Raw genomic sequence first — 24,236 nt, forward strand, 5'->3', positions numbered from 1 at the left:
GCGCCTTTGATCTGTCCGGTGAAATCCGGCTAGCCGACTTCGGCCGGGATCTGGTCCAGGGCCTGTTCCAGCTCGGCAAAGCTGGGCTGCATCTTGGTCGGCACGCCACCACGGCCGATCTCGACAGAGATCTGGGCGGCATTGCCATGCAGGTGGGCGACCAGCACATCCTGGATGATCTTGTAGAACTGGTGTTCCTCGTCATAGATCGCATTCATGTAGGACGCGAACGGACCGACGAAACCATAGGCGATGAACACGCCGAGGAAGGTCCCGACCAGGGCGCCGCCGATATAGGCGCCCAGAACGGCCGGCGGGCTTTCGATCGCGCCCATCGTCTTGATCACGCCGAGCACGGCGGCCACGATGCCCAGGGCCGGCAGGCCGTCGGCCAGAGTTTGCATGGCATGAGCCGGATCCGCCGCTTCGTGATGGTGCTTTTCCAGCTGTTTTTCCATCGCGTCTTCAACCTGGTGCGGGTCTTCCAGGTTCATCGTCATCATGCGCAGCGTGTCGCAGATGAAGTCGACGGCGAAATGATCCTTCATGATGCGCGGGTAGCGCGTGAAAATCGCGCTGTCCTTGGGGTTTTCGATATGGCTTTCCAGCGCAATCACCCCTTTGGTCTTCATTGTTTTTGTTAGCAAAAACAAGAGTGACAAGAGGTCTGAATAATCCTGGGCCTTCCATTTGGGGCCCGTGAAGATCTTGGCCAGGTCGCCGACCGTCTTCATCACGGTCTTCGGTTTGTTGCCAATCAGGAAGGCGCCGACGGCTGCACCGCCGATCATCATCAACTCGAAGGGCAACGCCTTGATAATGACGTCGAAATGGCCGCCAGCGAGGGAAAACCCGCCAAACACCATCACGAACACAACCACAATGCCAATGATCTGAAACATAAGTCCCGTCCACCACTCTGTCGGGCGGTTTTTTCGCCCGTTAGAGCGGCACTATGACGGGTTAAGCTTAATGTTGGGTTGAACGGGCGTTATCCGAGTGTTTACCGGCAGATGTGGAGCGACCGACCATCGATTTGAACATGGCCGCCCTTTGAAAATGACATTGGACGGGGCGGATTCCCGGGTCTAAATCAAGCCCATGTTCCCGACCCCGCCCCGTATCGACACCACGCCCAATCCCGAACGCAGAACGGCTTTCCGCCTGCTCTTCCTGTGCCTCGTGGCCACCGGGATCGGCAATAACATGCTGTTCGCCATCCTGCCGCCGCTGGCCCGCAGCCTGGCGGTTCCGGAATACTGGGTGGGGGCGATCTACACGCTGTCGGCTGTCCTTTTCATGACGATGACGCCGATCTGGGGCGCGCTGTCGGACCGGCGGGGGCGCAAACCCTTCATCGTGTTCGGCCTCTCCGCCTTCGCCTGCTCAACCCTGATCTTCGCCGCCGCGGCGCAGGCCGGTGAAGCGGGATGGGTGCCGCCGCTGGCCGCTATCTTCGCCATGGCGCTGGCACGGACCCTGTTCGGCTCGCTGGGTTCAGCCACCAATCCGGCGGCCCAGGCCTATATCGCCGACCGCACCAGTCCGGCCGAACGCACCGAAGCCCTGGCCGGCCTGTCCGCCGCCTTCGGGCTGGGCGCAGTGATCGGCCCGACCCTTGCTGCGACCCTGGTCGACATGGTGGGTGTGCCGCTCTTCATGGTGATCATTTCCGGCACCGTGCTGGCTGGTGCCATCGCAGTGGGCTGGAAACTGCCGGAACAATCCCCGCCGAAACAGCAGAACCGGCCGATCAACCCGTTCGCACAATTCGCCTTCGGGGCCGATCCGCGGATCTTCCCCTTCGTCCTGTATGGCTGTGTGGCCTGGGTGGTGCAGTCGCTGAGCCTGTCGACGCTGGCCTTCTACATCATGGACACGTTGCAGCTGGATGAGAGCATGGGGCTGCAAATGTCGGCCATCGCCCTGGCGGCCGGTGCGGGGGCACTGATCGTGGCGCAGATCATCTTCATCCCGGCGATGAAGGCGAGCCCGCGCGTGCTGATGTCACTGGGCGCCGGGATCACCGTGGCCGGTTTCGCAATCATGATTGCCGCGCCGAACTATGCCGGCATTGTCACCGCCTATCTCCTGATCAGCTTTGCCTTCGGCCTGGCCCGCTCCGGCTTTACCGGCGGCGCCTCGATTGCGGTGGAGCCGGAAGAACAGGGCCGCGTCGCCGGACTGACCACCGCCACAGCCGGTCTGGGCTTCATCATCGGCCCGGTCGGCGGGCTCTTCATGTACAACCAGATGGGCCATGTCGTGCCCTATTATGTCGCCGTCGTCCTCAGCATCATCGCCCTCGCCCTGGCCTGGTATCACCCCGGCATCAAGCGCGTGCAGAATGTCGTGGAAATGAAGCCGGAGACGGGCAGCTAGCCCGCCGCTTCCATCACCGCCGTATAGGCTTCCCGCCCGACATAGCCGTCGGCCAGGAGGCCGCGGGAGCGCTGGAAGGCGCGCAGGGCGGCGCGGGTATTGGGGCCGGCGATGCCGTCCGGTGTGCCGGAATTGAAGCCGAGACCGTTCAGGGCGGCCTGGAGTTCGCGGGTCTGGGTGCGGTTGATCGGCGGATTGCCTTCCGGCCAGGGTCCCTCGAAGGCCTCACCCCCGGCGATGCGGTCGGCCAGATGGGCCACGCCGATCGCGTAGGATGTGGAATTGTTGTAGCGCTTGATCACGCGGAAATTCTCGAACGTGAGAAAACCGGGACCGGACCCGCCCGCGGGCAGTTCCAGGCGCGCAGACCGCATCAGATGGTCCGCTTGCCACTCACCACGTGCCGGTGAGATGCCCAGCTGAGCCCATTGCGCAACCAGGCGGCTGTCGCTGGGCTGCCAGGCCGCGAAATCAAAGCCTTCCGGTAGATCAATTTCCAGGATGGCGGGCGCGCCCATCACCCAGCCGGCGCGGCTGAGCAGATTGGCAGCCGAGGCCAGGGCGTCGCCTTCATGCGTCCAGATATTGCGGCGGCCATCACCATCCCAATCCTGGGCGCGTTCCAGATAGGTGGAGGGGATGAATTGCATCTGGCCCATCGCGCCGGCCCAGGAGCCGGTCAACTGGTCCCGTGTGGCAAAGCCGCGATCGATCATCTCGCCGACAGCAATCAGCTCGCCCTCAGCCCAGGTGCGGCGACGGCCTTCCCAGGCCAGCGTGGCGAGCGCCTGGACGATGTCATTATTGCCGGGAATGGCGCCGTAGGAGCTTTCCAGCCCCCAGATGGCGACCAGGATTTCCGGACGGACCTGGTATTGCGCGGCGACCGCATCCACGGTGGCCCGGTTTTCGGCATAGGCGTTGCGGCCATTGCGGATACGAAGATCCGAAGCGGCAATGTCGAGATAGGACCAGATCGGGCGAACGAATTCGGGCTGGGAGCGGTCGGATTCGATGATCCGCATTTCCGGCTCCAGACCATCCAGCATGCTGGCAACGGTCTCGTCCGAGGTCCCTGCCTCGCTCAGGCGTCCGCGGAAACCCGCTTTCCAGTCAGCGAAACTCTCCCCGTCGGGTTGAGCGGAAGCGGTGGTCGAGATCAGGGCCAGGCCGAGACCGGCGGCCAGAAGTGAGCGGATCATCCATTCCTCATCATCACGGTTTCAGGGTCCAGCCCCGCAATCTCGATGATAAGCTTGCGGCGCAGCGCGTCCACGAAATCCTCATGCTCATTTGTGGGCGAAATGAAGGCGCCCGGGCCGGTGATCACTTCATTTTCAAAATAGGCGCTGACATTGATCGTCACGGACGGCCGGAAAGGATGCTGGCGGGAATTGTCGATCGGCAGACCGTTGACGGTGACCATGGCAGCATCGGCCCGGCGGCGCGCGGCCGACAGGCTCGGCCCGGCATTCTGGGGCCCGTCACCGGACAGATCGATCACAAGACGCTGGCCGGAATAGGCATTGCCCTCGATCAGCGAGACCGAATTGTCGATCGCCGCGCCGATTGCTGTACGGCGTCCGGAAATGAAGGGAGAGGTCGCCAGCGTGGCGGCGAAGGCCTGGGCATCATCCTCGGTCTGGATCACTGTCCAGGGCGCGACCACGCGCTGGAAATCGGCATCGGCCCATTCCAGATACATGATGGCGATGCGGCCATATCCGCCGCTCTGGATGGCGGAGATCACTTCCGGATCAGCAAGGGCCGCGACATGTCCCTCACGCTGACGGCGGGCCTCGGTTTCATCAATCGACGACGACACATCCACGGCGAGGACCAGTTCCAGGTCGACCTTTTCCCGGCCATCTTCGGTGTATTCGACCGGGGCGGGATACCAGTCCAGCGGCGGCTCAGGCGCGCCGGCCGAAAGACCGCCTGTCACGCCCACGCCAAGAGCGAGGACAAGACCGCATGTCCCGGCCGCTCGGATCATGGGGCGCGGCCCAGCTCCGGCCCCGACAGGGGCGCGACACGGTTCAGCTCATCCGGGGATGGCAGGGCACCCGCGATCTCGATCACAAGCTTGCGCAGGATGGCTTCACGGAATTCCGCCTCGGTGCGGGCCGGCAGGACAAAGGAGCCCGGCCCCGTGATGACATTCTCCTGGAAATAATCATCCAGATGCAGCTCGACCGGACGAACCCAGCGGCCCTCATCCGAGGAGATCACCGGCAGACCATTGACCACGACACCGGCCGCATCGGCCCGGGCGCGGGCATCCTCCAGCGGCAGGCCCTGATTCTGCGGACCGTCACCGGAAATATCGATGATGCGGCGGGGGGCGGAGTGTGGATTGCTCTCGATCCGTTCCACACTGTCAGCAATGGCGGCACCGATGGCGGTGTAATGCCCGCGTTCGAGCGGTGCGGCGGCGACCAGGGCGGCGAAATTGAGCGCGTCTTCCTCGCTGCCGATCACGGTCCAGTCGGCCGCGGCGCGTTGGAAGCCGCTATCAGCCCATTCCACATAGGTCACGGCGATCCGGCCCAGCGGACCGCCCTGGATGGAGCGGATCACATCTTCCGAAGCCAGCGCAGCGACATAGCCCTCGCGTTGGCGGCGGGCCTCTTCCTCGTCCACGGAATAGGAAATGTCGACGGCCAGGACGAGTTCGACATCGACGTCATACTCATACTCGTCCAGCCCATAGGCATAGGTTTGCGTCTGTGCCTGAGCACAGCCCGCAAAAAGGGCCGCCGCAGCGGCCACAGACAACAACCCCGAAACTCTCATGCGTGCAGAGTATGAATTGCCGCGCGTGCGAACAAGTTTCCATGCTGTAAGGCGAAACGGTGCCCCTCAGGCCCAGACGCGGTCATAGAGCTCGACAATCTCGTCAGCCGTGGGAATGCGGGGATTATTGCCCGGCGAACCCGAGGCCAGCGCCTGTTCCGCCATGAGGGGACGCAATTGCCGCCAGCGGGTTTCCTCGATGCCGAAACCGGACGGGGTCGGCACACCGAGATCGGCATTCAAGCGCTTCAATTCATCCAGCAAAACAGAATTGGCAACATCGTCGGAACTGCCCTCCCCGGCCCAGCCCATGGCCCGGGCGCATGTGGCATAGCGGGCTTCGGCAGAAGGCAGGGACCAGGCGGTGATTTCGGGGAGAAGCATGGCGTTGGAAAGACCGTGCGGGACATGGAAGAAGGCGCCGATCGGCCGGCTCATCCCGTGCACCAGGGCAACCGAGGCGTTGGAAAAGGCAATCCCCGCCAAGGTGGAACCCAAGAGCATGGCTTCGCGGGCGGCACTGTCCTGCGGATCCTCGAAAACCCGCCGGATATTCGGGCCCATCAGGCGAAGGGCGGCGAGGGCCTGCTGGTCGGAAAACGGGTTCGCCTTGCGTGAGACATAGGCCTCCATCGCATGCGTGATGGCATCAATACCGGTATCCGCCGTGACCCGTTTGGGCAGGGAATAGGTCAGCTCCGGGTCCAGAATGGCACCAAAAGGCATATAGCCCAGACCCATGCACAACATTTTCTCGTCGCTTTCCGGATCGGTGATGACGGCAACCTTGGTGGCCTCGGATCCGGTGCCCGCCGTGGTCGGCACGGCGATGACCGGCAGACCCGGCTCATCGACGATGCGGGGCACTTTATAGTCGCGCATCCGGCCACCATGGACGGCCAGGATGGAGAGTGCCTTGGCGCTGTCGATGGCACTGCCACCACCGACCGCGATCAGGCCGTCCACGGCGTCACCCTCGACCCCGGCCTTGAGGCAGTCCAGCCCGGCAATGATCGAGGTCTCGGTCGGTTCCGGTTCGGTGCCGTCGAACACGGCGCTGGCAATGCCGGAAGCTGACAGGGCCGCCAGGGCGCGCTCGACATAGCCCAGCGAGATCATGGTCTGGTCGGTGATCACCAGGGCGCGGCGGATACCGGCCTGGACCGCGATTTTGCCCAATTGGGACAGGCTGCCAGGCCCGGATTCCAGAACGCGCGGCAGAACAAGTGCGGGCATGATCAAACTCCCTGGGAGGATGGAGGAATTCCCCTCCTGATTGAAGGCGAGGATAGGGCGCTCACCTCACGAGGCAATCACCTTGCAGGATTCGCCCTTTGTGCGAGCCTTGTATAGAGTTAACGCATTGGTGGATGGCAGCGGGACAGGCCGGAACAGGCTTGCTTGATGCCCGTTGGTTCGAGGGGACAGACATGGTGAGCGTTTTGACCGGCCTGGGGGTTGTGGGCTGGAGCGGGATTGCCGCGATTTTCGTGCTTCTGGCCGGACTGACGGTCTGGCAGCAATCGCGTGGCCGGTCCGATGATGATGATGTCATGCCGATCCCGGTCCCGCTGCCGACACCGGCAAAGCCGGTCGCGTCCACCCGCAAGGCCCCGCCCGCCGGCGTGGCGATGGCCGGAGGTCCGGGAACGGATGGCCAGGCCACAATGCTGAATGATGGCAGCGGCCCGATCGACCATTCCCACCTGTCACCCTGGGAAGCCCACAAGCTGGCGGTGGAACGCCGGGCGGAAGCCTTTGCCAAGCAGCGCGGCAGTGTCGTGCTGAAAGTGATCCACCACGAGTTTGACGAATATGTCGATGGCGACACCGCCATCGAGGCGATCGACATCATCCGCACCGCGCCTGCCGATGCCCAGATCGATGTCATCCTGCACACGCCGGGCGGTATCGCCTCGGCGACGCAGCAGATCCTGCATGCGCTGAAGAACCATAAGGGCAAGAAGACCGCCTTCGTGCCCTATCGCGCCAAATCGGCCGGTACGATGATCGCCCTGGCCTGCGACGAGATCGTGATGGGATCCAGCGCCGTGCTCGGTCCGATCGATCCGCAATATGCCTGGATGCCGGCGCCGATCCTGGCCGAGCTGACCCAGCAGAAATCCGCCGACCGGATTTCCGACGAGATGATGATCCTGTCGAAAATGGCGCAGCAGGCCGTCACCGAGGCCCGCCGCTTCTCTTGCGACTATATCAATGATGCCCACAAGACGGACGGGACCTGCGACCTGACCAATGATCTGATCAATGGTGGCCGCAATCACGATTATCCGATCCTGCCGGAAGAGGCGCAGAAGTTCGGCTGCAACATCACCACCAACATGCCGGACCTGGTCTTCGGCATCTGCCAGCCCCCGCCCAAGGATGATCCGGTCCTCGTCGTGTCCATGTTCAACACGCAACAAAAAGAGGGCGAAGCGCCCGCACCGGCCCCTGCTCCGACCAAGCCGCCGGTTTTCCGGTAGGGGCTTCCCCTAAACCGCCTCGGCCAGGATGGCGAAGCTGGTGGGCATGTAGCGGTTGAGGGGGGTGGCCTCGTCGGACCAGTCGTCTTCGTAGAAGCCGATGATCCGGAAGCCGGCGCGGATCAGGCCGCCGATCTGGGCATCGAGGCTGTGAGAGAATTCCAGCGCCTCGCCCTGGTCGATCCGGGCCTGGGGATTGTGGTCGAGGTCCGAGAAGGGCAGCGGGTAGCGCACCAGCATGGGCCCGCCCTTGTCCAGATCATCATGGTCGAACATGAAGAAGGCCGGGTTCATGGCGCCGGTCATCAAGCGGCCACCCGGACGCAGCACGCGACGGCATTCGCGCCAGACCGGTTCCAGATCCGGTACGAAGACGGTCGAGGCGGGATTGAAAACCCGGTCGAAACTGTCATCGGCGAAAACGGACAGGTCGGCCATATCGCCCTGCACGGTGGCCAGGTCCAGACCGTCCCGTTCAGCGACCAGCCGGTCGCGGGCGAGTTGTTCATCGGAATTGTCGAAACTGGTGACCTTGGCGCCCGCCGCCGCAAGAACCGGGACCTGCTGGCCACCGCCCGATGCCAGGGCGAGAAGATCGCATCCGCGAATCTCGCCGAACCAATCGGCCGGAACCGCCTTGTTCGGCGTCAGAATGACGGACCAATCACCCTTACGGGCTTTCCCGATCACCTCCGGCGGGACCGGCAGGGTCCACTCACTCTCCCCGGAACGGGCATAGCCATTCCAGGCGGTTCGGTTGTGTGCGACGATGTCCATGGGCGATCTCCCTATGCTATCGGGCGTGCCACGCGCAGATTCAGCACACAACCCATGTTGACAGGGCCGGAAGCCTCCAGTATCTCCCGCGCTCCTTTGAATTCGCTTGTTAGACCCTAGAGGCCGAACGATGAAAGTCCGCAGCTCGATCAAATCGCTGAAAAACCGCCACCGCGATTGCCAGGTCGTGAAGCGCCGTGGCCGTATCTATGTGATCAACAAGACCGACCCGCGCTTCAAAGCCCGCGCCGGCTAGGCCGCCGCTGGTTCGGGGCCGAGGTTTTTCCCGCCCCGCACGCGCATCGCAATACGCTTGTCGCATAGCCCGTGCACATCGTGCGCGGGTTTTGCGTTATGGAGGTAGCGACATGACGACCCGTGCCGTCCTGTGGGATCTGGGCAATGTCCTGATCGACTGGTCCCCCCGCCGTCTCTACGAAAAACTCTTCCGCACCTCTCAGGAAGTGGACCATTTCCTGTCCGAGGTCTGCACGATGGACTGGCATGCCGAGCATGATCGCGGCGTGCCGATGGCGCAGAATCGCGAACCGCTGATCGAAGCCCACCCGCACCTGGAAGACGCGATCCGTGCCTGGGAGACCGGGTTTGACGGCATGGTCGACGGCACGGTTCCCGGAACGGCGGAAACCATGGACGCGCTGGCCCGTCAGGGCGTGCCTCAATACGCGCTGACCAATCTGCCCAGCGAGTGGGTGGAACCGGTCAACCGGCTCTATCCCTCCATGCGCCATATGCGTGATGTGATCGTCTCGGCCCATGAGGGCGTGATCAAGCCGGAGCGCAAGATCTACGAGATCACCGCCGCGCGCCTGCCGCATGACCCGCACGAAGTCCTGTTCTTCGATGATCGGGACAGCAATGTCCAAGCCGCCCGGGACTTCGGCTTTGATGCCGAACTCTTCACGGGCGCCGACAGTCTGCGCCAGGCCCTGTCCGGCCGGGGTCTCCTCACCCACGCCTGATCGCTGGCCGCATCGCAGGAAGCCTCACCTCGCCCGGCCCCGTCCGGATGCGGATGATTCCGGCGCGACCACCCATACCGCTTTCCCCTGACGTCAAGCCGGACTGCGCCGCACTGCCGCACTGAATGCTGCATCTGCGCACTATTCACACGCACGTCTTTTGCCCTAAATACATACCCAGTCATCGAAACAGCGGGAAAGCGCCGCAAGAGCGCAGCTGGAACGAGCCAAAATCAAAGCGGTCGACTAGGGCGCGAGGAGACAGACATGGACTTGAATTACACACCGGAGGAGGAGGCCTTCCGCCAGGAAGTCCGCGACTTCCTGAAGGAAAATCTCTCCGAGGAATTGGCCACCAAGGTTCGCAATGGTCGCGAGCTGAACAAGCAGGACATGGAAAGCTGGCACGCCACGCTGCAATCGCGCAGCTGGCTGGCCGTGACCTGGCCGGCGGAATATGGCGGTCCGGGCTGGGATGCTGTCCAGCGCCACATCTTCGACGAAGAACTGGCCCTGGCCAATGCGCCGCGCACGGTTCCTTTCGGTCTCGCCATGCTGGGCCCGGTGCTGATCAAGTTCGGTACGGAAGAACAGAAGGCCACCATCCTGCCGCGCATCCTGTCCGGTGAGGACTGGTGGTGTCAGGGCTATTCCGAGCCGGGCGCCGGTTCCGACCTGGCCAGCCTGAAAACCCGCGCCGTGCGCGATGGCGATCATTACGTGATCAATGGCCAGAAAACCTGGACCACGCTGGGCCAGTTCGCCGACAAGATCTTCTGCCTCGTGCGCACCTCGACCGAGGGCAAGCCGCAGCAGGGCATTTCCTTCGTCCTGGTCGACATCAACACGCCCGGTATCGAAATGCGCCCGATCAAGCTGATCGAGGGCGGTTTCGAGGTGAATGAAGTCTTCTTCACCGATGTCCGAGTTCCGGTCTCCAACCTGGTTGGCGAGGAGAATATGGGCTGGACGATCGCCAAATACCTGCTGGGCCATGAGCGCACCAATATCGCCGGTGTCGGCGCCTCTTCCGAAGCGCTGAACCAGCTCAAGGCGCTGGCCCGCAAGGTGAAACGCAACGGTGCGCCGCTGGCCAAGGATCCGCTCTTCGCCGCCAAGGTGGCCGAAGTGGAGATCGATCTGGAAGCCATGCGCCTGACCAATCTGCGCATGCTGTTCGGTTCGTCCGACGCGCAGGGTTCGGTGTCGTCCATGCTGAAGATCAAGGGCACGGTGATCCGACAGGCCATTAATGACCTGTCGCGTCGCGCACTCGGCCCGGCCGCAGCGCCCTTCCCGTCCGAAGAAGTCATCGGCAATTACGGTGTCGCCCCGGCGGAAGCCGCGACCAATGCCGCCAACTACTTCAACAATCGCAAACTCTCGATCTTTGGTGGATCGAACGAGATCCAGCGCAACATCATCACCAAAGAAACCTTCGGAGCCTGATCCATGGATTTCACGCCGACAGAAGACCGCCGGATGATCGCGGACAGCTTCCGCCGTTTCCTTGCTGACAAATTCCCGGCCGAACGCCGCAATGAGATTGCCTATGAAGGCGCCTGCCATGATGCAGACGCCTGGGCCGGCCTGGCCGAGCTGGGCATTCTCGGTGCCCTCGTCTCCGAAGAGGATGGCGGGTTTGGTGGTGCCGGTTTCGACATCACGACCGTGTTCGAGGAAGCCGGCCGCGCCCTGTGCCCGGAACCGCTCCTGGGCAATCTCCTGGCCCTGCGCCTCTATGCGGCCCACGGCAAGGCCGACCGCGTTGAAGCCATCATTGCCGGTGCCGAGAAAGCCGCGTTCGGTTTCGACGAGACCGACAGTTTCGGTGATCTCGCCGAGATTTCCGCCAAGGCCGATGGCGATACGCTGACCGGCCGCAAGACCGTGGTCTATGGCGGTCAGGCCGCCGACTGGCTGCTGGTTGCCGCCAAGACGGCTGCCGGCAAGCTGGGCCTTTATGAAGTGAAGGCTTCGGATGCTGAAGTCCTGTCCTACCCGATGATCGATGGCGGCGGTGCTGCCGAGATCGTACTGGACAAGACGCCGGCCACCTGCCTGTCCGACGATGCCGAAGCTGCCATCGAAGCGGCTCTCGATGCGGGCCGGCTGGCCCTGTGCGCCGAAGCCGTCGGTGCGATGGACGTGCTCAAGGACATGACGCGCGACTATCTCATGCAGCGCCAGCAGTTCGGCCGCCCGATCGCGACCTTCCAGGCCCTGCAGCACCGTCTCGTGGATTTCTCCATCGAGATCGAACAGGCCCGCTCCATCGTGATCTATGCCGCCGGCCATATGGACGCGGACGAGCGCGCCCTGGCTGTCGCCAAGGCGAAAAACCTGATCGGCCGCGCCGGCAAGCTGGTCGCCGAGGAATGCATCCAGATGCATGGCGGGATCGGCATGACCTGGGAATATGCCGGGTCGCACTATGCCAAACGCCTGATCATGATCGATCACCAGCTGGGTGATACGGAAGACCAGCTGCGCAAGGTGATGGCCCTGACGGACATATCCGTCGCCGCCTGATCCGCGGCGTAAAAACCTGAAAATGCCAGCAGGCGTCACCCATCGGTGGCGCCTGTTCGCTTTTGCAGCAAGATTTGGACTTACCGCCACACGAGAATTGGGCTTTCCTAAGCGTGTGACAGGTGAGGCCAACACACACGCTCAGACATTGCGCATGCCCCGCATCGCGATTGCGATCACGCTGGGCGTGGCCGCCGTGCTGCTTGGCGAGATCTCGGTACTCCTGTCCATCCCGCCCGACCATTTCGTTCCGGTCTGGATCGTGGCTGCCCTTTCGGTGACCGCGCCCTGGATCTGGGGCCGGATAATGATGCTGCCGCTGGCACTGGCCACCGGTATCGTGGCGCTGGATATCGCCCTGCGCCTTTTCTTCATGGACTTGCCCTCTGCCCTGACCCTGGCGGTCGCGATGGCGTTGAGCAGCCTGGTCCAGTCGGAAATCGGCATCCGCCTGATGAGCGGGCTGGATCGCGTGCGCTTGGCGCGGCAAGAGCAGATGCGCGATATCGTCCACATGGTCGGCGTGGTTGCACCGGTTGGTGCCCTGCCCATGGCCTTGCTGTTTCCCGCCGCCATCGCGCTGTCCAGCATCACACCGGATGCCGGCTATCTTGGCATCGCCTGGCGCAGCTGGCTGTCCAGCCTGGTCGGGATCGTTGCCTTTGCGCCGCTTTGCCTGGTGATCTTCGGCCCCTCCCGCATTCCGGTCCGCCGCAAGATCGCCGTCAGCCTGCCCATGGGCATTCTCATGCTGGTCCTGGCGATCGTGTTCGCCTTTTCCCGGATGGACGGAATCCGCGACCGCGAGGAAGCCTTCCGCGCCCTGACCGCCGAAGACCGGCAATCCCTCAATGAGGTTCTGACCGGGGTCGAGCGGCGCCTGTTTGAACTGGGCGGCCTGTTCGAAGCGTCCGAAACGGTCACGCGGGACGAGTTCGAGACCTTTGTCGGCATCGCCTTTGCCGGATTGCCGCCGGAGCGCGTTGTGCGCTGGGCCCCGCGTGTCGAGCGCGCCGCGGACCCCCAGCATGATTATGCCGTGCCGGACCAGCCAGGTGACGGCATTATTGAACGGGACATCCCGCTGACACCGGCCCATAACTACCCGGCCCTGAGATCCGGACTGGTGGAGGCCGAGCGCGAAGCCCTGGCCACAAGCGTCATTGCCATGCAAGCCCCGCAGGGTCGGGCCTTGCCCGCCACGGACAACAGCCCGGCCCGCATCATCATGGCGGTCCCCACCTTCCGGACCGGTGCGGACGGCGAATCCATGCTGACCGGCCTGGCGAGTGCCGAACTCCTGTGGCCGGACCTCTTCCTGCTGTCTCGGCCCCGCTCTTCCTATGCCTATCACCTCTCCCTGTACGAAACAGGAATCGATCCACCACGCCTCCTGTTCGGCCAGCCCAGCTCCCTGCCCGGGCTGAGTGTCAGCTATGATGTCAACCTGAGCGGCCATGATCTCCAGCTGACCTATGAGGCCAGCTACGCCTTCCTGTCCGACAATCAGAGCATGACCGCCTGGTATGTCCTGGTTCTGGGCATGTTGTTTGCCACCCTGCTCAATGCGCTGACCCTGATCTCCACAGGCCGGACCGAATTCGTACAGCGCCTGGTCGAACAGAAAACCCGAGAGGCGGAAGGCCTGGCGCGTGATCTGGCCACGATCGTGGAAAGCGCGGCGGACGGTATTCTCGCACTGGATCGGGACGGGCTGGTGCGGACCGCCAATTCCGCGGCCGCCCGCCTGCTGGGACTGCGGCTGGAAGACTTGTCAGGCCGGAAAGCCCGGGCCGTTCTTGGCGCGGATCTTCCTCCCGAGATCGGCGCCCCCACCATGCGCACCGACGACTCAGTCGCCCTGTTCAGCCATGCGGACGGCGAGGATTTCCCCGCTGAATTCTCCTGCGCTCCGATCACGGGCGAAGGCGGTGTCAGCCTGGGCCAGGTCATCGTGTTCCGGGATATCAGCGCCCGGACCGCCCGGCAGCAGGAGCGCGACCAGTTCATCAATGAATTATCCCGTGCCAATGAGGAGTTGGAGCGCTTCGCCTTTGCCGCCAGTCACGACCTGCAGGAGCCGCTGCGCCTGATCGCGAATTTCAACGCCTTGCTGGACCGGCGCTATGGGGATGAACTGGATGAGGACGGGCGCACTTTCATCCGCCATTCCATCGACGCGGCCACCCGCATGCAGACCCTGATCGCGGACCTGCTCACCTATGGAAAGGTGGAGCATGAGGCCCAGTCGCCCCACTCCAACGTGGCCCTTGGGTCGATCATCAACGATGTCCTGAAGAATCTGGAGAACACGCTGGCCACGGCAAAAGGCCGCGTCACGGTCGGCGACATGCCGGACGTCTCCGGCATTCCCTCACAGCTGAGCCAGGTCTTCCAGAACCTGATCGGCAATGCCCTGAAATATCGCGAAACCGGGACCCAGCCGCTGATCGACGTGTCATGCGAGGATGCCGGCGACCATTGGCGCCTGTCGGTCTGCGACAACGGGATCGGTATTGCCCCGCAATACGACAAGACTATCTTCGAACCCTTCAAACGCCTGCACGGCAAGACCGAGTATTCGGGAACGGGAATGGGGCTGGCCATATGCCGGAAGATCGTGGAAAGTCACGATGGTATGATTTGGGTGGAGGCGAACCCCGGAGGCGGAAGCTGTTTCCGGTTCACCCTGCCCAAGACCGATACGGATCGAAATGAGCATCAGCACTCCGAAACACGCGCCCCGCATTCTCCTGGTTGAGGATAATGAAGGCGATGAATTCCTGATTCTCGATGCCTTCGAACAGGCCAGCTACCCCTATGAAATCGAGGTTGTCCGGGATGGCGAAGAGGCCCTGCACCGCATCCAGCAGACCGATGGATTTGCCGATGCGCCCCTGCCCGACCTCATCCTGCTGGACCTGAACCTGCCCAAGGTCGACGGACGGACCGTCCTGAAAACCGTGAAGACCGATCACGACCTGATGCAATTGCCGGTCCTGATCCTCACCACATCCTCGTCCGAACGGGACATCGAGGAGTGTTATGAGCTGCACGCCAACGCCTACATGACCAAGCCTTTCAAGGTCGAGGACTACGAGAATATCGTGGAATCCATCGGCTCCTTCTGGTTCCGCGCCGTTCAGCTGCCCGCGCACTGATCCCCTTAATTCCCCGTCATTTCTGCCTGTGAGCGCTGGACGCCGCGCACGGTAAGGCTATCCTTGCGCCCATGACCGCGCTCAGCCTTCTGGCCCTGGCTTCGCTGCTTGCAGCCCAGGACGCCCCGCCCCGCGAACCGGCCGACCTCACCGTCGCGCCGCAAACGGAATTCCGCACGCCGCAGGAACGCCTGGACGAGCGTCTCGACGCGCTGGCGCAGGCCGACACGATGCGCGTGGCAGCCCCCCTGATCGACGAGATCCACGCCCTGTGGGCCCATTCCGGATCCGACACGGTCTCCCTGCTGATGGATCGGGGCCGAGCCGCCGAAGCCGCCGACAATGAAGAGATTGCCGCTCGCATGTATGACCATGTCACGCGGCTGGATCCGGATTTCGCCGAAGGCTGGCTGGCCGCCGGCCGCATGGCTACCCAGTTCGAAGACTGGGGCTATGCGCTGGAAACCCTGAACACGGCCCTGACCCTCGAGCCGCGGCGCTATGATGCCTATGTCACGCTGGGCCGCGTGCTGGAGCGGGCCGAGCGCTATGACGCGGCGCTGGAAGCCTATGAAGCCGCCCTCGCCATTTTCCCGGCGCATGAAGCGGCACAGGAAGCCCGCGACCGGATCAATGCCGCCCTCGCCGGACGGGCGCTTTGACCACGCAGATACTGTCAGACCCGGTCATCCTCACCGGTCTCGCCGGGCTGGGTCTGCTGGCCCTTCTGGGCCTTGCGGCCTGGATCAATGTTCGGCGTATCGAGCAAGCTCACCCGCCCGGCGGCGCGTTCGAGACCGTTGACGGCGTGCGTCTGCACTATCGCGAGACCGGACCGAAATCAGCGCCCGCCACGCTTGTCCTGCACGGAGCCGCCTCCAATCTGGAGGAACCCCATAGCGCCCTCGCCAACACCTTCGACGGCGAGCATGTGATCTGGCTGGACCGGCCGGGCCTGGGCTGGTCGCAGCGGCCCTCCGGACACTGGTCACCCCAGCGCGAAGCGGCGCTGATCGCCAAATTCCTGGAGGCCCGCAAGAGCGGGCCCGTCACCGTGATCGGCCATTCCTGGGGCGGAGCGATCGCGATGCGCCTGGCGATGGACCATCCCGACCGGGTCTCGGGCCTGGTTCTTGTCGCCCCCGCCCTGTCCGCCTGGATCGGCCGGGCGGCCTGGTTCAATTCGGCCAGTTTCTGGCCGGTCCTGGGCCCACTCATCACCCGGATCATCGTGCCCCTGGCCGGACCTTCCCAGGCCCGCAGCGGCGCCATCGCCGCCTTCCATCCTGAACCCATGCCGGACGCCTATGTCGAGAAGACCGCGCTGAGCCTGCTGCTGCGGCCGGCCATCTGGCGTGCCAATGCGCGCGACATGGCCTTGGTGAACACACACCTGGAAGACCAGGAACATGCTTATGAAGAGCTGGATCACCCGGCCGTGGTGATTGCCGGAAAGGCCGATACGGTCCTCTGGTCACACCGGCATGGAGGTCAGGTGGCCAAGCGGATGAAGCGAGCGGAGATGCGCTGGATCAGCGGTGCCGGGCACAATCTTCATCATCATCACCCCGCTGCCGTGCTGGAAGCTGTCCGCGATGTGCGCAATGAACTGCGCGAAACCGGGTCAAAAGCTGGCGCGGCGGGTTGAGACCGGAAGCGCCGGGAATTAGTGTCGCGCCCTGTCCTTCAACGAGGTTTCCGACATGGCTTTCACCGACACTGCGCCCCATTCCGACGGTCCCATCGATCAGTCCGACGCCGTTGGCGGTGCCGCCCGCGAACAGATCAAGGCTTTCGTCGCCCGGATCGAGCGCCTGGAAGAAGACAAGGCCGCCGTCATGGCCGACATGAAGGAAGTCTATGCCGAAGCCAAATCCATGGGCTTTGACACCAAGATCCTTCGCAAGGTCGTCTCCCTGCGCAAGATCGACCGCCGCGAGCGCCAGGAAGCCGACGCCCTGCTGGAATTGTATTTGGGCGCCGTGGAAGGCTAATCTGACTGCCTCGGCTTGATGAGGCAGCATGGCACGCAAGATCGACGAGAAGAAAACCAAGCGCGTCCTGCGACGGCTTGAGCGTGCCCGCAAGGCTGCCGAGGATTCCGGCGTGCCGGACCGCGAATTGTCCGAATGGGAAGGCGAGTTCCTGGGCTCCCTGGAAGAGCGCCTGGAAACCTTCGGCTCGGCCTTCAGCGATCCGGACAAGGGCAATACGGAAGAAGCGCTGTCCACCCGTCAGGCCCTGAAGCTCAAGGAAATCGAGAAGAAGACCAAGGGCAAGGCGCGCAAGCCCATGTCGCGTGGCAAAGGGTTCCGCGGCAAGACGCCCCAGCGCGCTTCGCGCAGCCGCGACATCTATGATGATGTCGAACCGGACACGCCGTCCCCGGCACCCCGGCAGAACACCCAACCGGTTGAAGAAACACCCGAAAACAGGCGGGCCCGTTTCCGTGTCGTGCCCAAGGACGACCCGTCCGGCACGTGAGCCCGCACGCGTGCAATCCGGCCCGGCTTCGCCTTTGAGCCGAAGATTAGGGCGCGGTTAAACCTGCCCAAGCTTCCTGCGCGATCCGGGTGTCGAGTGCGGCTATTCTGGTGCCTCACAAAACCGGAACACGCCATGGCCCGCCACACTGACCTTCTGACTGATCTTGAATCCGAATTGTTCGAAGCGCTGGAAGCGGCCGGAGAATGCGGTCTGGACACGATGGATGGTCAGTTTGCTTTCCAGCGGGCGATGACGGCGCTGGATCTGGTGACGCTGGAACGGGTTGAGCAGATCTATGAGCCGCTGTCCGGGGATCCTGTCACGCGGGACTATATCGCCCATCTGGACAATCAGATTCGCGGCCTCGCGGCGCGGATCGATGTCTTGCGCACGCGGATCGAGGTCAGCCTGGAAGCCGGGCTGAACGAGGCCGGCAATCTGAAGGGCGAACTGGACCGGATGACCCGGCAATTGCGCGTGCGCTTCCGCCGCGAAGCGGCGCTGATGCCGGTCTTCCGCGCCTGGCAGGACCGACAGGGCCGTCTCTCCGCTTGACCGCCCTGTCGTAAACGGGCCCCTTGGGGTCATGACCGGCACGATTTCCATGACTGATGAGCAGGCTGCGGCCTGGACGGATTTTTGCCGGGACACCGGTCATGAGGGGCCGCCCGCCTTTGTCGGTCCGTTCGGCGATGGGCCGGAACTGGCGAATGAATTGCTGGCCCTGATCCTGATCGACCAGAAGACCGCCACTTGCAGCCGGGCCTATTGGTATCAGGTTGAAGGCCACAAACTCCCCGAAGCCGGCGATAAATGCCTGATCCTGGACGGGACGGGCCGGCCGCGTTGCGTGATCGAGACGGTTTCGGCGCGGATCGCCCCCTTCTCGAGCGGCGATGCCGATTTTGCCCGCGCCGAGGGAGAAGGAGATCTCAGCTTTGACTGGTGGCGCGCGGCCCATATCGACTATTTCAGCCGGGAAGCCGAACGGGACGGGCGCACATTCGACCTCGACGAAGACGTCGTGTTCGAGCATTTCCGCCGGATCTGGACCGCGCCATGAGAAACGGGCCGGCCTCACCTGGAGACCAGCCCGTCCATCCCCGCCCGCTAGTGGAGCGCGGCGCCTTCCCGTGGCAGGGAGGCAAAATTCATGATCAGGATCAGCTGGCGGCGCGAACGCCATCCACGTCCAGCTCGTACTCCCGGACCTTGCGGTAGAGGGTGGAACGACCAACGCCCAAACGGCGGGCCACTTCACTCATCCGGCCGGCATAGGTCTCGATGGCGAACTCGATCAGGTCACGCTCGATATCCTCGAGCGAGCGCAGATTGCCGCGTTCATCCATGATCTCCACCGGTCCCGGTGCGCCGCCCGCCAGGGCGTCCAACCCGTCCGCACCCGGCATGACCAGGCCCGGAACATCCGTCGCGACCGGAGCCGCGAGGTCCGGCGTCATGCCGGAGATCTGCGGGAAGTCTTCCGGCTTCAGCACGTCGCCATCGGACAGGATGACGGCGCGGAAGACGGAGTTTTCCAGCTGGCGCACATTACCCGGCCAGTCGAACTGGGACAGGAGCGCATGGGTTTCCGGCGCGGCATCCTGGATCGACTTGTTTTCCTGGGCGTTGAACCGGCCGATGAAATGGCGGACCAGGTGCGGAATGTCTTCCTTGCGGGCACGCAGGGAGGGCACTTCGATCGGGAAGACATTGAGACGGTAGAACAGGTCTTCGCGGAAATTGCCCGCCGCCACCTGTTCGGCCAGGTCCCGGTTCGTGGCGGAGATGATCCGCACATTCACCTTCACCGGGCGCTTGGAACCGACCGGATCGACCTCACCTTCCTGCAGGGCGCGCAGGAGTTTCACCTGCATGTCCAGCGGAAGCTCGCCGATCTCGTCGAGGAAGAGCGTGCCGCCATCGGCTTCCTGGAACTTGCCCATATGCTTGCCGACCGCACCGGTGAAGGCGCCCTTTTCGTGACCGAAGAGGGTGGATTCCACCAGGTTTTCCGGAATGGCACCGCAGTTGACCGCCACGAAAGGACCATCGGCGCGCTTGGAGGCAGCCTTGATGGACCCGGCGACGAGTTCCTTACCGACACCGCTTTCACCCGTGATCAGGATCGGAATGTCCGACTGGGCAGCGCGTTCGCCGAGGCGAACCACCTGCTGCATGGCCGGAGCACCGGCAATCATGTCGGAGAAGCCCAACTTGTTGTCCACCTTCTTGGTGAGGCGTTGCACTTCACCAGAGAGGTTCTGAACCTTCAGGGCATTGCGGATCGACACGGCAATACGCTCGGGCGAGGCCGGCTTCACGAAGAAGTCGCACGCCCCGGCACGCATGGCCGCCACGACGGTTTCGATACCGCCACTGGCCGTCAGCACAATCACCGGAAGATCGATCTGCTTGCGCTGGATAGCCTCCAGCGTCTCCATCCCGTCCATGCCCGGCATGATCAGGTCGAGCAGCATGACATCAACCCCCGGAGATGCCACACGATCCAGGGCGGCCTCGCCGCTTTCCGCGGTCTCTGCCTTATAGCCCTGCTTTTCAATTACCGCCTGAAGAAGGCGGCGTTGGGTCGGATCGTCATCGACGATCAGAACTGTCTTCACCATCACCCACGCCTTTTCGGTCGCTTCGTTATCCCCGCCGGGCCGTTTTCCGGCCTCACTACCTGTTGCGGTAGAGCGTCTATGCGCACCGTTATGGGACACTCTTCTAAATTTGACGTTTAAGCGTCGGCAACGACCGGTTAAGCATAACCGCTTGGGGAGAGAGACATGGACCAGGCCAACGCGTCCCTGACGCATGAACCGGTCCGCTGGCCATTCCAGCGGCGTGACGTTTTTTATCGTGTGACCGAGGATTCCGACCGGCTGGCCGTGATCCATTCCCTGCCGGGCGTGCTGGTCTGGCCGGTCCTGATGATGATCATCGCCTATGCCTTCCAATATGCGTTCCTGTCGGCCTGGAACTGGCTGGGCGGCTATGCGCTGCCGATCCACCCGGTGACGGCGAGCTTTTCCGCCCTGGTCGGCGGCTATGCCTGTTTCGCACTGATCCTCTGGCAGAATTTCAAACAGACCGGCATTCACCGGGGCGTATTCTCGATCATCCCGCTCAAGGTCAGCGAAATTGTCGCGGGTGTGCTCATCCTGATCTTCATGATCACGATCGGCGGGCGGTTGACCCTGTTCCTGCACGAATACGCCATGGCGGATCCCAGCCTGACCTTTGCGGGCGGGGCCACGCATGAGGAATTGTCCAATGTGGATGATTTCGCGATGACCGGTGCCTCTGTCTGGGCCATCATCGCCCTCACCCTGATCGCGGCACCGATCGTCGAGGAAGTCCTGTTCCGTGGCTGGATGCTGCCCATGATGATGGCGCGCGGCGTCCCGGCTTTCTTTGCCATCATCCTGTCAGCGGCCGCCTTCGGCATCATGCATATCTCCCAAGGACTAATGGTGATGATCTCCACCTTCATCCTGGGTCTGGCCCTGGGACTGGCACGCGTGATGACCGGTCGCGTCGCGGCCCCGGTGCTGGGACATATCGCCAATAATGCCTGGGCCGTATTTGCGGTACCCGCACTGATGCAGCAGTTCCAAGCCTGAGATTGACCCGTTCGAATATCGGGTCTAGCGCTATCGCATGAGCCAAAAAGCCGCCGCCTCCCCGCGCCCGCCCGCCCCGCTTGTCCAGTTTGCCGGTGAGAAACCGCCGGCCCCGGCCTGGTTCGCCAAGGCTCTGGACGTCCCGTTCGAGCGTGGAACGACCGAAGTCGATGGCGCGACGATTCACTGGAAAGCCTGGGGCGAACGCGGCAAGCCCGGCCTGATCATGGTGCATGGCGGTGTCGCCCACAAAGACTGGTGGGACAGTATCGCCCCCTTCCTCGCCCCGACCCGGCGGGTTGTGGCGCTGGACCTCTCCGGCATGGGCGATAGCGATCACCGCGAGCGCTACAGGATGGAATGCTATGCCCGCGAAGTGCTGGCCGCCGGCCGGTCCGGCGGAGCCTTTGATGCAGGCAAACCCTATGTCGTGGGCCATTCCTTCGGCGGCTTCGTCTCGCTGACAACCGCGATGGAATATGGCGAAGAATTGCGCGGCGTGGCGGTTCTGGACAGTCCGATCCGCCCGGCCGAACAACAGCGGCGGTCTTCACCGCCCAGCCGGGGCGGCATGTCCTATCCGACCTTCCAGGCCGCCATGGAACGCTTCCGCCTTCTGCCGGAACAAGACTGTGAAAACGCCTTCCTGCTGGACCATATCGCCCGGCAGAGCCTGAAACCGACCATCCGGCCGGATGGCAGCGAGGGCTGGACCTGGAAGTTCGACCCCAAGCTCTGGGACAAGATGGATTATGACCGTCCGGCCCCGGCGGATCTGGTGGGCGGGCTGAAGACCCGTGTCGCCCTGTTCCGGGGAGAACAATCCCGGCTGGTTACGGACGAGATCTGGGCCTTCATGGCGGACGTGTTCGGACCGGAAACGACCATGGTCTCCATTCCCGATGCCGAGCACCATCTGATCCTGGACCAGCCGATTGCGGTCGGTGCCGCGCTGGAAGTGCTGACGGGACCCGGCTGGGGCGCCTAGTCACAGCACGACTTATTGCGGGTGATTGTCCAGCTCTTCGGCGACATCCATGGGAATGTCGGCCGGGCGTGAGGTGAAAGCCTTGCGCAGGGCCGAGATCACGCTGACCAGAACCACCAGGCCGATCCAGACCCCGCCGATCAGCAAAGCCTTGTCCCAGACAGGGTCGAGATACCCGAAATCGCGAAAGGACAGGGCGACCATGGCGCCATAGGCGCCAAGGGCAAGAATGCCGGACCAAAGGGCGAAGGGTATTTTCATGACGCGACTCCCACTCAATTCGAGGATTAGCAAGAGCGGGCGCGCCTCACAACCAGCCGCGTTCCCGGGCCAGCCGTGCCGCCTCGATCCGGTTGCCGGCACCGAGTTTTGAAATCGCATTGTGCAGGTAATTCCGCACCGTGCCGCGGGCCAGGCCTTCCGCATCGGCGATGGCCTGACTGTCCATACCGGCCTCGGCCAGACGCAGGAGCCGGCGTTCGGTATCGCTGAGCGGATCTTCCGCACTCCAGGCCTGTTCGGCCAGACCCGGTGCCAGGACACGCTCTCCCGCGGCAATCCGCCGGACCGCATCAGCCAGTTCGGTTGAAGGCGTATCCTTGAGCAGATAGCCACTGACCCCGGCTTCCAGGGCCCGGCGCAGATAGCCGGGACGATCGAACATGGTGACGATGAGCGTGCGGGTTTCCAGGCCGTCCCGCTTGATCTGCGCGGCCAGTTCCAGCCCGGTCAGGCCCGGCATTTCAATGTCGGTCAGCACGACGTGCGGCTTGTGATGACGGACCAGGTCGAGCGCTTCGCGGCCATTGGCCGCCGAGCCGGCGATCTCGATATCATTCTCCAGCGACAACAGCGTCGCCAGCGCATCGCGCAACATGGTCTGGTCTTCGGCAATGACGAGACGGATCATGACGCTTCCCCTGGCTGGCCGGAGCGGACGATCAGGCCGCTGCCCTGGCCGTCGATCCCGGGGCCCACAACAAGGTCGAGACCGGTTTCGCAGAGCCGGTCACGCAGATCATCCAGGCCGCGCCCGGCATAGCGGGCTCCGCCCACCCCGTCATCCAGCAGGCTGACATTGATGCTCTCTCCGGCGCGCCGCAGGCGGATATCCGCCCGCTTTGCCTGGGCATGACGCAGGATATTGGTCGCGCCTTCGCGCAACATCATGCGGATCGCCTGTTGCTGGACGTCCGGCAGATCATCCATCGCTTCCAGTGTGAGCGTGACATCCAGACCGGCCGAGCGCAGCCGGTCGGCGGTCTCCTCGGCCGCCTCGGACAGGGAGCGGCGGCGCAGGCCGGTGACCGCTTCGCGCACCTCCCCCAGCGCATTGCGGGAGATCGTCTCGATTTCACCCAGCTCGCTGCGCGCCCGTTCCGGATCGGCATCGAACAGGCGCTGGGCGATTTCCGCCTTCAGGGTCACAACGGACAGGGTGTGCCCCAAAAGGTCATGCAGGTCGCGGGCGATGCGTTGGCGTTCGGCCTCCACGGCACTGGCGGCCGCCTCGGCCTGGAGCTCCTCCTGCATCGCCTCGCGGTCTTCGCGGGCCGCCGACCAGGCCGTGGCCGCCATCACTAGACCGCCGAAAGCCAGGAAGCCGGCCAGATAGGTCCAGGGCAGGCCCAGCAGGAAATTGCCGGCCGCCAGTCCGGCTGCCCAGGCGAACAGACCGGCCAGCATCAATTGGCGTTGGCGCATCCGCCCCAGCATGGCGGCGGCATAGATGACCAGAACCGCCGCCCCCGGATTGGCCGGCATGAGGACATAGGCCATCACAAGGACCAGTCCGGCGGCTGGCAGGGCGGTCCAGTCGCGGCGGATCATCGCCACGAAGAAGAGCGCCAGGAAGAGGCCGATCGCCAGCAGGCCCGACACAAGATCCGTCTGCTCCGGCACCCGGTGGAACCAGGGCAGGAAATACAGGACCAGATAGATCAGGTAGAGCCAGGGCTGGTGGGGCGACAAAAATCGCAACCACCGTCGCGGCCCGGTCTTCGTCGCCCCATTCA

The 24,236-nt window shown here is 63.5% G+C and carries 26 protein-coding genes; 16 read left to right on the forward strand and 10 right to left on the reverse strand.

What is annotated here, in order from left to right; all coding sequences use genetic code 11:
- Positions 1 to 29 precede the first annotated feature (29 nt).
- The gene (motA, locus tag I0K07_RS12590; protein WP_203293957.1) at positions 30 to 902 is read right to left on the reverse strand and encodes a flagellar motor stator protein MotA; all 873 of its coding nucleotides are present in this window, start codon (positions 900 to 902) and stop codon (positions 30 to 32) included.
- Positions 903 to 1,101: 199 nt separating this feature from the next.
- Between motA and I0K07_RS12595 the strand changes: the two genes are divergently transcribed.
- Positions 1,102 to 2,382, forward strand: a complete 1,281-nt coding sequence (locus I0K07_RS12595) for an MFS transporter (protein ID WP_203293959.1) — start codon at positions 1,102 to 1,104, stop codon at positions 2,380 to 2,382.
- Here the strand turns inward: I0K07_RS12595 and I0K07_RS12600 are convergent.
- The 4 genes from I0K07_RS12600 to I0K07_RS12615 form a co-directional block, all read right to left on the reverse strand.
- Positions 2,379 to 3,584, reverse strand: coding sequence for a lytic murein transglycosylase (locus I0K07_RS12600; protein WP_203293961.1), 1,206 nt, complete (start codon positions 3,582 to 3,584; stop codon positions 2,379 to 2,381). The genes I0K07_RS12595 and I0K07_RS12600 overlap by 4 nt on opposite strands.
- The gene (locus tag I0K07_RS12605; RefSeq protein WP_203293963.1) at positions 3,581 to 4,378 is read right to left on the reverse strand and encodes a DUF1194 domain-containing protein; all 798 of its coding nucleotides are present in this window, start codon (positions 4,376 to 4,378) and stop codon (positions 3,581 to 3,583) included. The genes I0K07_RS12600 and I0K07_RS12605 overlap by 4 nt, the downstream gene beginning before the upstream one ends.
- Positions 4,375 to 5,154 (reverse strand): DUF1194 domain-containing protein, encoded by a 780-nt coding sequence (locus tag I0K07_RS12610; RefSeq protein ID WP_338041065.1) that lies wholly within the window; start codon positions 5,152 to 5,154, stop codon positions 4,375 to 4,377. The genes I0K07_RS12605 and I0K07_RS12610 overlap by 4 nt, the downstream gene beginning before the upstream one ends.
- 90 nt (positions 5,155 to 5,244) lie before the next feature.
- Positions 5,245 to 6,414 carry an iron-containing alcohol dehydrogenase gene (locus I0K07_RS12615; RefSeq protein WP_238934827.1) on the reverse strand — a complete coding sequence of 390 codons (1,170 nt, stop codon included), beginning with the start codon at positions 6,412 to 6,414 and terminating at the stop codon, positions 5,245 to 5,247.
- A 194-nt stretch (positions 6,415 to 6,608) separates the two neighbouring features.
- Here I0K07_RS12615 and I0K07_RS12620 point away from each other — a divergent pair, with 194 nt between their 5' ends.
- Complete coding sequence (locus I0K07_RS12620) at positions 6,609 to 7,664, forward strand: SDH family Clp fold serine proteinase (RefSeq protein WP_203293967.1); 1,056 nt, start codon at positions 6,609 to 6,611, stop codon at positions 7,662 to 7,664.
- 9 nt (positions 7,665 to 7,673) lie between these two features.
- Here I0K07_RS12620 and I0K07_RS12625 read toward each other — a convergent pair whose 3' ends face one another.
- A complete protein-coding gene (locus I0K07_RS12625) occupies positions 7,674 to 8,441 on the reverse strand; it encodes a class I SAM-dependent methyltransferase (protein ID WP_203293969.1) in 768 nt (255 codons plus the stop codon).
- Positions 8,442 to 8,571: 130 nt separating this feature from the next.
- Between I0K07_RS12625 and ykgO the strand changes: the two genes are divergently transcribed.
- The 12 genes from ykgO (at position 8,572) to I0K07_RS12685 (ending at position 18,667) form a co-directional block, all read left to right on the forward strand.
- Entirely contained in the window at positions 8,572 to 8,697 is a 126-nt protein-coding gene (gene ykgO, locus I0K07_RS12630) for a type B 50S ribosomal protein L36 (RefSeq protein WP_075188610.1), read from the forward strand.
- 112 nt (positions 8,698 to 8,809) lie between these two features.
- A complete protein-coding gene (locus I0K07_RS12635) occupies positions 8,810 to 9,424 on the forward strand; it encodes an HAD family hydrolase (protein ID WP_203293971.1) in 615 nt (204 codons plus the stop codon).
- Positions 9,425 to 9,691: 267 nt separating this feature from the next.
- On the forward strand, positions 9,692 to 10,873 hold the full coding sequence (locus tag I0K07_RS12640) for an acyl-CoA dehydrogenase family protein (protein ID WP_203293973.1): 1,182 nt from the start codon (positions 9,692 to 9,694) through the stop codon (positions 10,871 to 10,873).
- 3 nt (positions 10,874 to 10,876) lie between these two features.
- Complete coding sequence (locus I0K07_RS12645) at positions 10,877 to 11,956, forward strand: acyl-CoA dehydrogenase family protein (protein WP_203293975.1); 1,080 nt, start codon at positions 10,877 to 10,879, stop codon at positions 11,954 to 11,956.
- Between the two features lie 154 nt (positions 11,957 to 12,110).
- The gene (locus I0K07_RS12650; protein WP_203293977.1) at positions 12,111 to 14,717 is read left to right on the forward strand and encodes an ATP-binding protein; all 2,607 of its coding nucleotides are present in this window, start codon (positions 12,111 to 12,113) and stop codon (positions 14,715 to 14,717) included.
- Entirely contained in the window at positions 14,677 to 15,117 is a 441-nt protein-coding gene (locus tag I0K07_RS12655) for a response regulator (RefSeq protein ID WP_203294028.1), read from the forward strand. The genes I0K07_RS12650 and I0K07_RS12655 overlap by 41 nt, the downstream gene beginning before the upstream one ends.
- A 71-nt stretch (positions 15,118 to 15,188) precedes the next feature.
- A complete protein-coding gene (locus tag I0K07_RS12660; RefSeq protein ID WP_203293979.1) occupies positions 15,189 to 15,779 on the forward strand; it encodes a tetratricopeptide repeat protein in 591 nt (196 codons plus the stop codon).
- Positions 15,776 to 16,765 (forward strand): alpha/beta fold hydrolase, encoded by a 990-nt coding sequence (locus tag I0K07_RS12665; RefSeq protein WP_238934829.1) that lies wholly within the window; start codon positions 15,776 to 15,778, stop codon positions 16,763 to 16,765. Before I0K07_RS12660 ends, I0K07_RS12665 begins: the two co-directional genes overlap by 4 nt.
- A gap of 55 nt (positions 16,766 to 16,820) precedes the next feature.
- Complete coding sequence (locus tag I0K07_RS12670) at positions 16,821 to 17,111, forward strand: DUF2312 domain-containing protein (protein WP_138512550.1); 291 nt, start codon at positions 16,821 to 16,823, stop codon at positions 17,109 to 17,111.
- Between the two features lie 28 nt (positions 17,112 to 17,139).
- A complete protein-coding gene (locus tag I0K07_RS12675) occupies positions 17,140 to 17,601 on the forward strand; it encodes a hypothetical protein (protein ID WP_203293981.1) in 462 nt (153 codons plus the stop codon).
- A 135-nt stretch (positions 17,602 to 17,736) separates the two neighbouring features.
- A complete protein-coding gene (locus I0K07_RS12680) occupies positions 17,737 to 18,159 on the forward strand; it encodes a hypothetical protein (RefSeq protein ID WP_203293983.1) in 423 nt (140 codons plus the stop codon).
- A 31-nt stretch (positions 18,160 to 18,190) separates the two neighbouring features.
- Complete coding sequence (locus I0K07_RS12685; RefSeq protein WP_203293985.1) at positions 18,191 to 18,667, forward strand: ASCH domain-containing protein; 477 nt, start codon at positions 18,191 to 18,193, stop codon at positions 18,665 to 18,667.
- Between the two features lie 100 nt (positions 18,668 to 18,767).
- Here the strand turns inward: I0K07_RS12685 and I0K07_RS12690 are convergent, their stop codons facing one another.
- Positions 18,768 to 20,231, reverse strand: a complete 1,464-nt coding sequence (locus tag I0K07_RS12690; protein ID WP_203293987.1) for a sigma-54-dependent transcriptional regulator — start codon at positions 20,229 to 20,231, stop codon at positions 18,768 to 18,770.
- A 165-nt stretch (positions 20,232 to 20,396) separates the two neighbouring features.
- Between I0K07_RS12690 and I0K07_RS12695 the strand changes: the two genes are divergently transcribed.
- Entirely contained in the window at positions 20,397 to 21,233 is an 837-nt protein-coding gene (locus I0K07_RS12695; RefSeq protein WP_203293989.1) for a CPBP family intramembrane glutamic endopeptidase, read from the forward strand.
- A 37-nt stretch (positions 21,234 to 21,270) separates the two neighbouring features.
- Entirely contained in the window at positions 21,271 to 22,221 is a 951-nt protein-coding gene (locus I0K07_RS12700) for an alpha/beta fold hydrolase (protein WP_203293991.1), read from the forward strand.
- Between the two features lie 12 nt (positions 22,222 to 22,233).
- Here I0K07_RS12700 and I0K07_RS12705 read toward each other — a convergent pair whose 3' ends face one another.
- From I0K07_RS12705 to I0K07_RS12715, 3 genes are read right to left on the reverse strand one after another with little or no spacing between them, the layout of a single operon-like run.
- Positions 22,234 to 22,482 (reverse strand): hypothetical protein, encoded by a 249-nt coding sequence (locus tag I0K07_RS12705; RefSeq protein WP_203293993.1) that lies wholly within the window; start codon positions 22,480 to 22,482, stop codon positions 22,234 to 22,236.
- Between the two features lie 46 nt (positions 22,483 to 22,528).
- A complete protein-coding gene (locus I0K07_RS12710) occupies positions 22,529 to 23,131 on the reverse strand; it encodes a response regulator transcription factor (RefSeq protein WP_203293995.1) in 603 nt (200 codons plus the stop codon).
- Positions 23,128 to 24,201: a sensor histidine kinase gene (locus I0K07_RS12715; protein WP_203293997.1), complete on the reverse strand. Its 1,074-nt coding sequence runs from the start codon at positions 24,199 to 24,201 to the stop codon at positions 23,128 to 23,130. The genes I0K07_RS12710 and I0K07_RS12715 overlap by 4 nt, the downstream gene beginning before the upstream one ends.
- Between the last annotated feature and the right edge of the window lie 35 nt (positions 24,202 to 24,236).

This window comes from Maricaulis parjimensis (assembly GCF_016817355.1).
Classification (GTDB): Bacteria; Pseudomonadota; Alphaproteobacteria; order Caulobacterales; family Maricaulaceae; genus Maricaulis; species Maricaulis parjimensis.

What these genes read in the sequence shown, in the direction of transcription:
- I0K07_RS12710 (WP_203293995.1), bottom strand. Translation starts at nt 23,131, where the DNA reads ATGATCCGTCTCGTCATTGCCGAAGACCAGACCATGTTGCGCGATGCG.
- I0K07_RS12605 (WP_203293963.1), bottom strand. Translation starts at nt 4,378, where the DNA reads ATGATCCGAGCGGCCGGGACATGCGGTCTTGTCCTCGCTCTTGGCGTG.
- I0K07_RS12640 (WP_203293973.1), top strand. Translation starts at nt 9,692, where the DNA reads ATGGACTTGAATTACACACCGGAGGAGGAGGCCTTCCGCCAGGAAGTC.
- I0K07_RS12615 (WP_238934827.1), bottom strand. Translation starts at nt 6,414, where the DNA reads ATGCCCGCACTTGTTCTGCCGCGCGTTCTGGAATCCGGGCCTGGCAGC.
- I0K07_RS12660 (WP_203293979.1), top strand. Translation starts at nt 15,189, where the DNA reads ATGACCGCGCTCAGCCTTCTGGCCCTGGCTTCGCTGCTTGCAGCCCAG.
- I0K07_RS12680 (WP_203293983.1), top strand. Translation starts at nt 17,737, where the DNA reads ATGGCCCGCCACACTGACCTTCTGACTGATCTTGAATCCGAATTGTTC.
- I0K07_RS12700 (WP_203293991.1), top strand. Translation starts at nt 21,271, where the DNA reads ATGAGCCAAAAAGCCGCCGCCTCCCCGCGCCCGCCCGCCCCGCTTGTC.
- I0K07_RS12625 (WP_203293969.1), bottom strand. Translation starts at nt 8,441, where the DNA reads ATGGACATCGTCGCACACAACCGAACCGCCTGGAATGGCTATGCCCGT.
- I0K07_RS12645 (WP_203293975.1), top strand. Translation starts at nt 10,877, where the DNA reads ATGGATTTCACGCCGACAGAAGACCGCCGGATGATCGCGGACAGCTTC.
- I0K07_RS12635 (WP_203293971.1), top strand. Translation starts at nt 8,810, where the DNA reads ATGACGACCCGTGCCGTCCTGTGGGATCTGGGCAATGTCCTGATCGAC.
- I0K07_RS12620 (WP_203293967.1), top strand. Translation starts at nt 6,609, where the DNA reads ATGGTGAGCGTTTTGACCGGCCTGGGGGTTGTGGGCTGGAGCGGGATT.
- I0K07_RS12705 (WP_203293993.1), bottom strand. Translation starts at nt 22,482, where the DNA reads ATGAAAATACCCTTCGCCCTTTGGTCCGGCATTCTTGCCCTTGGCGCC.
- I0K07_RS12650 (WP_203293977.1), top strand. Translation starts at nt 12,111, where the DNA reads ATGCCCCGCATCGCGATTGCGATCACGCTGGGCGTGGCCGCCGTGCTG.
- ykgO (WP_075188610.1), top strand. Translation starts at nt 8,572, where the DNA reads ATGAAAGTCCGCAGCTCGATCAAATCGCTGAAAAACCGCCACCGCGAT.
- I0K07_RS12595 (WP_203293959.1), top strand. Translation starts at nt 1,102, where the DNA reads ATGTTCCCGACCCCGCCCCGTATCGACACCACGCCCAATCCCGAACGC.
- I0K07_RS12695 (WP_203293989.1), top strand. Translation starts at nt 20,397, where the DNA reads ATGGACCAGGCCAACGCGTCCCTGACGCATGAACCGGTCCGCTGGCCA.
- I0K07_RS12670 (WP_138512550.1), top strand. Translation starts at nt 16,821, where the DNA reads ATGGCTTTCACCGACACTGCGCCCCATTCCGACGGTCCCATCGATCAG.
- I0K07_RS12600 (WP_203293961.1), bottom strand. Translation starts at nt 3,584, where the DNA reads ATGATCCGCTCACTTCTGGCCGCCGGTCTCGGCCTGGCCCTGATCTCG.
- I0K07_RS12685 (WP_203293985.1), top strand. Translation starts at nt 18,191, where the DNA reads ATGACCGGCACGATTTCCATGACTGATGAGCAGGCTGCGGCCTGGACG.
- I0K07_RS12675 (WP_203293981.1), top strand. Translation starts at nt 17,140, where the DNA reads ATGGCACGCAAGATCGACGAGAAGAAAACCAAGCGCGTCCTGCGACGG.
- I0K07_RS12690 (WP_203293987.1), bottom strand. Translation starts at nt 20,231, where the DNA reads ATGGTGAAGACAGTTCTGATCGTCGATGACGATCCGACCCAACGCCGC.
- motA (WP_203293957.1), bottom strand. Translation starts at nt 902, where the DNA reads ATGTTTCAGATCATTGGCATTGTGGTTGTGTTCGTGATGGTGTTTGGC.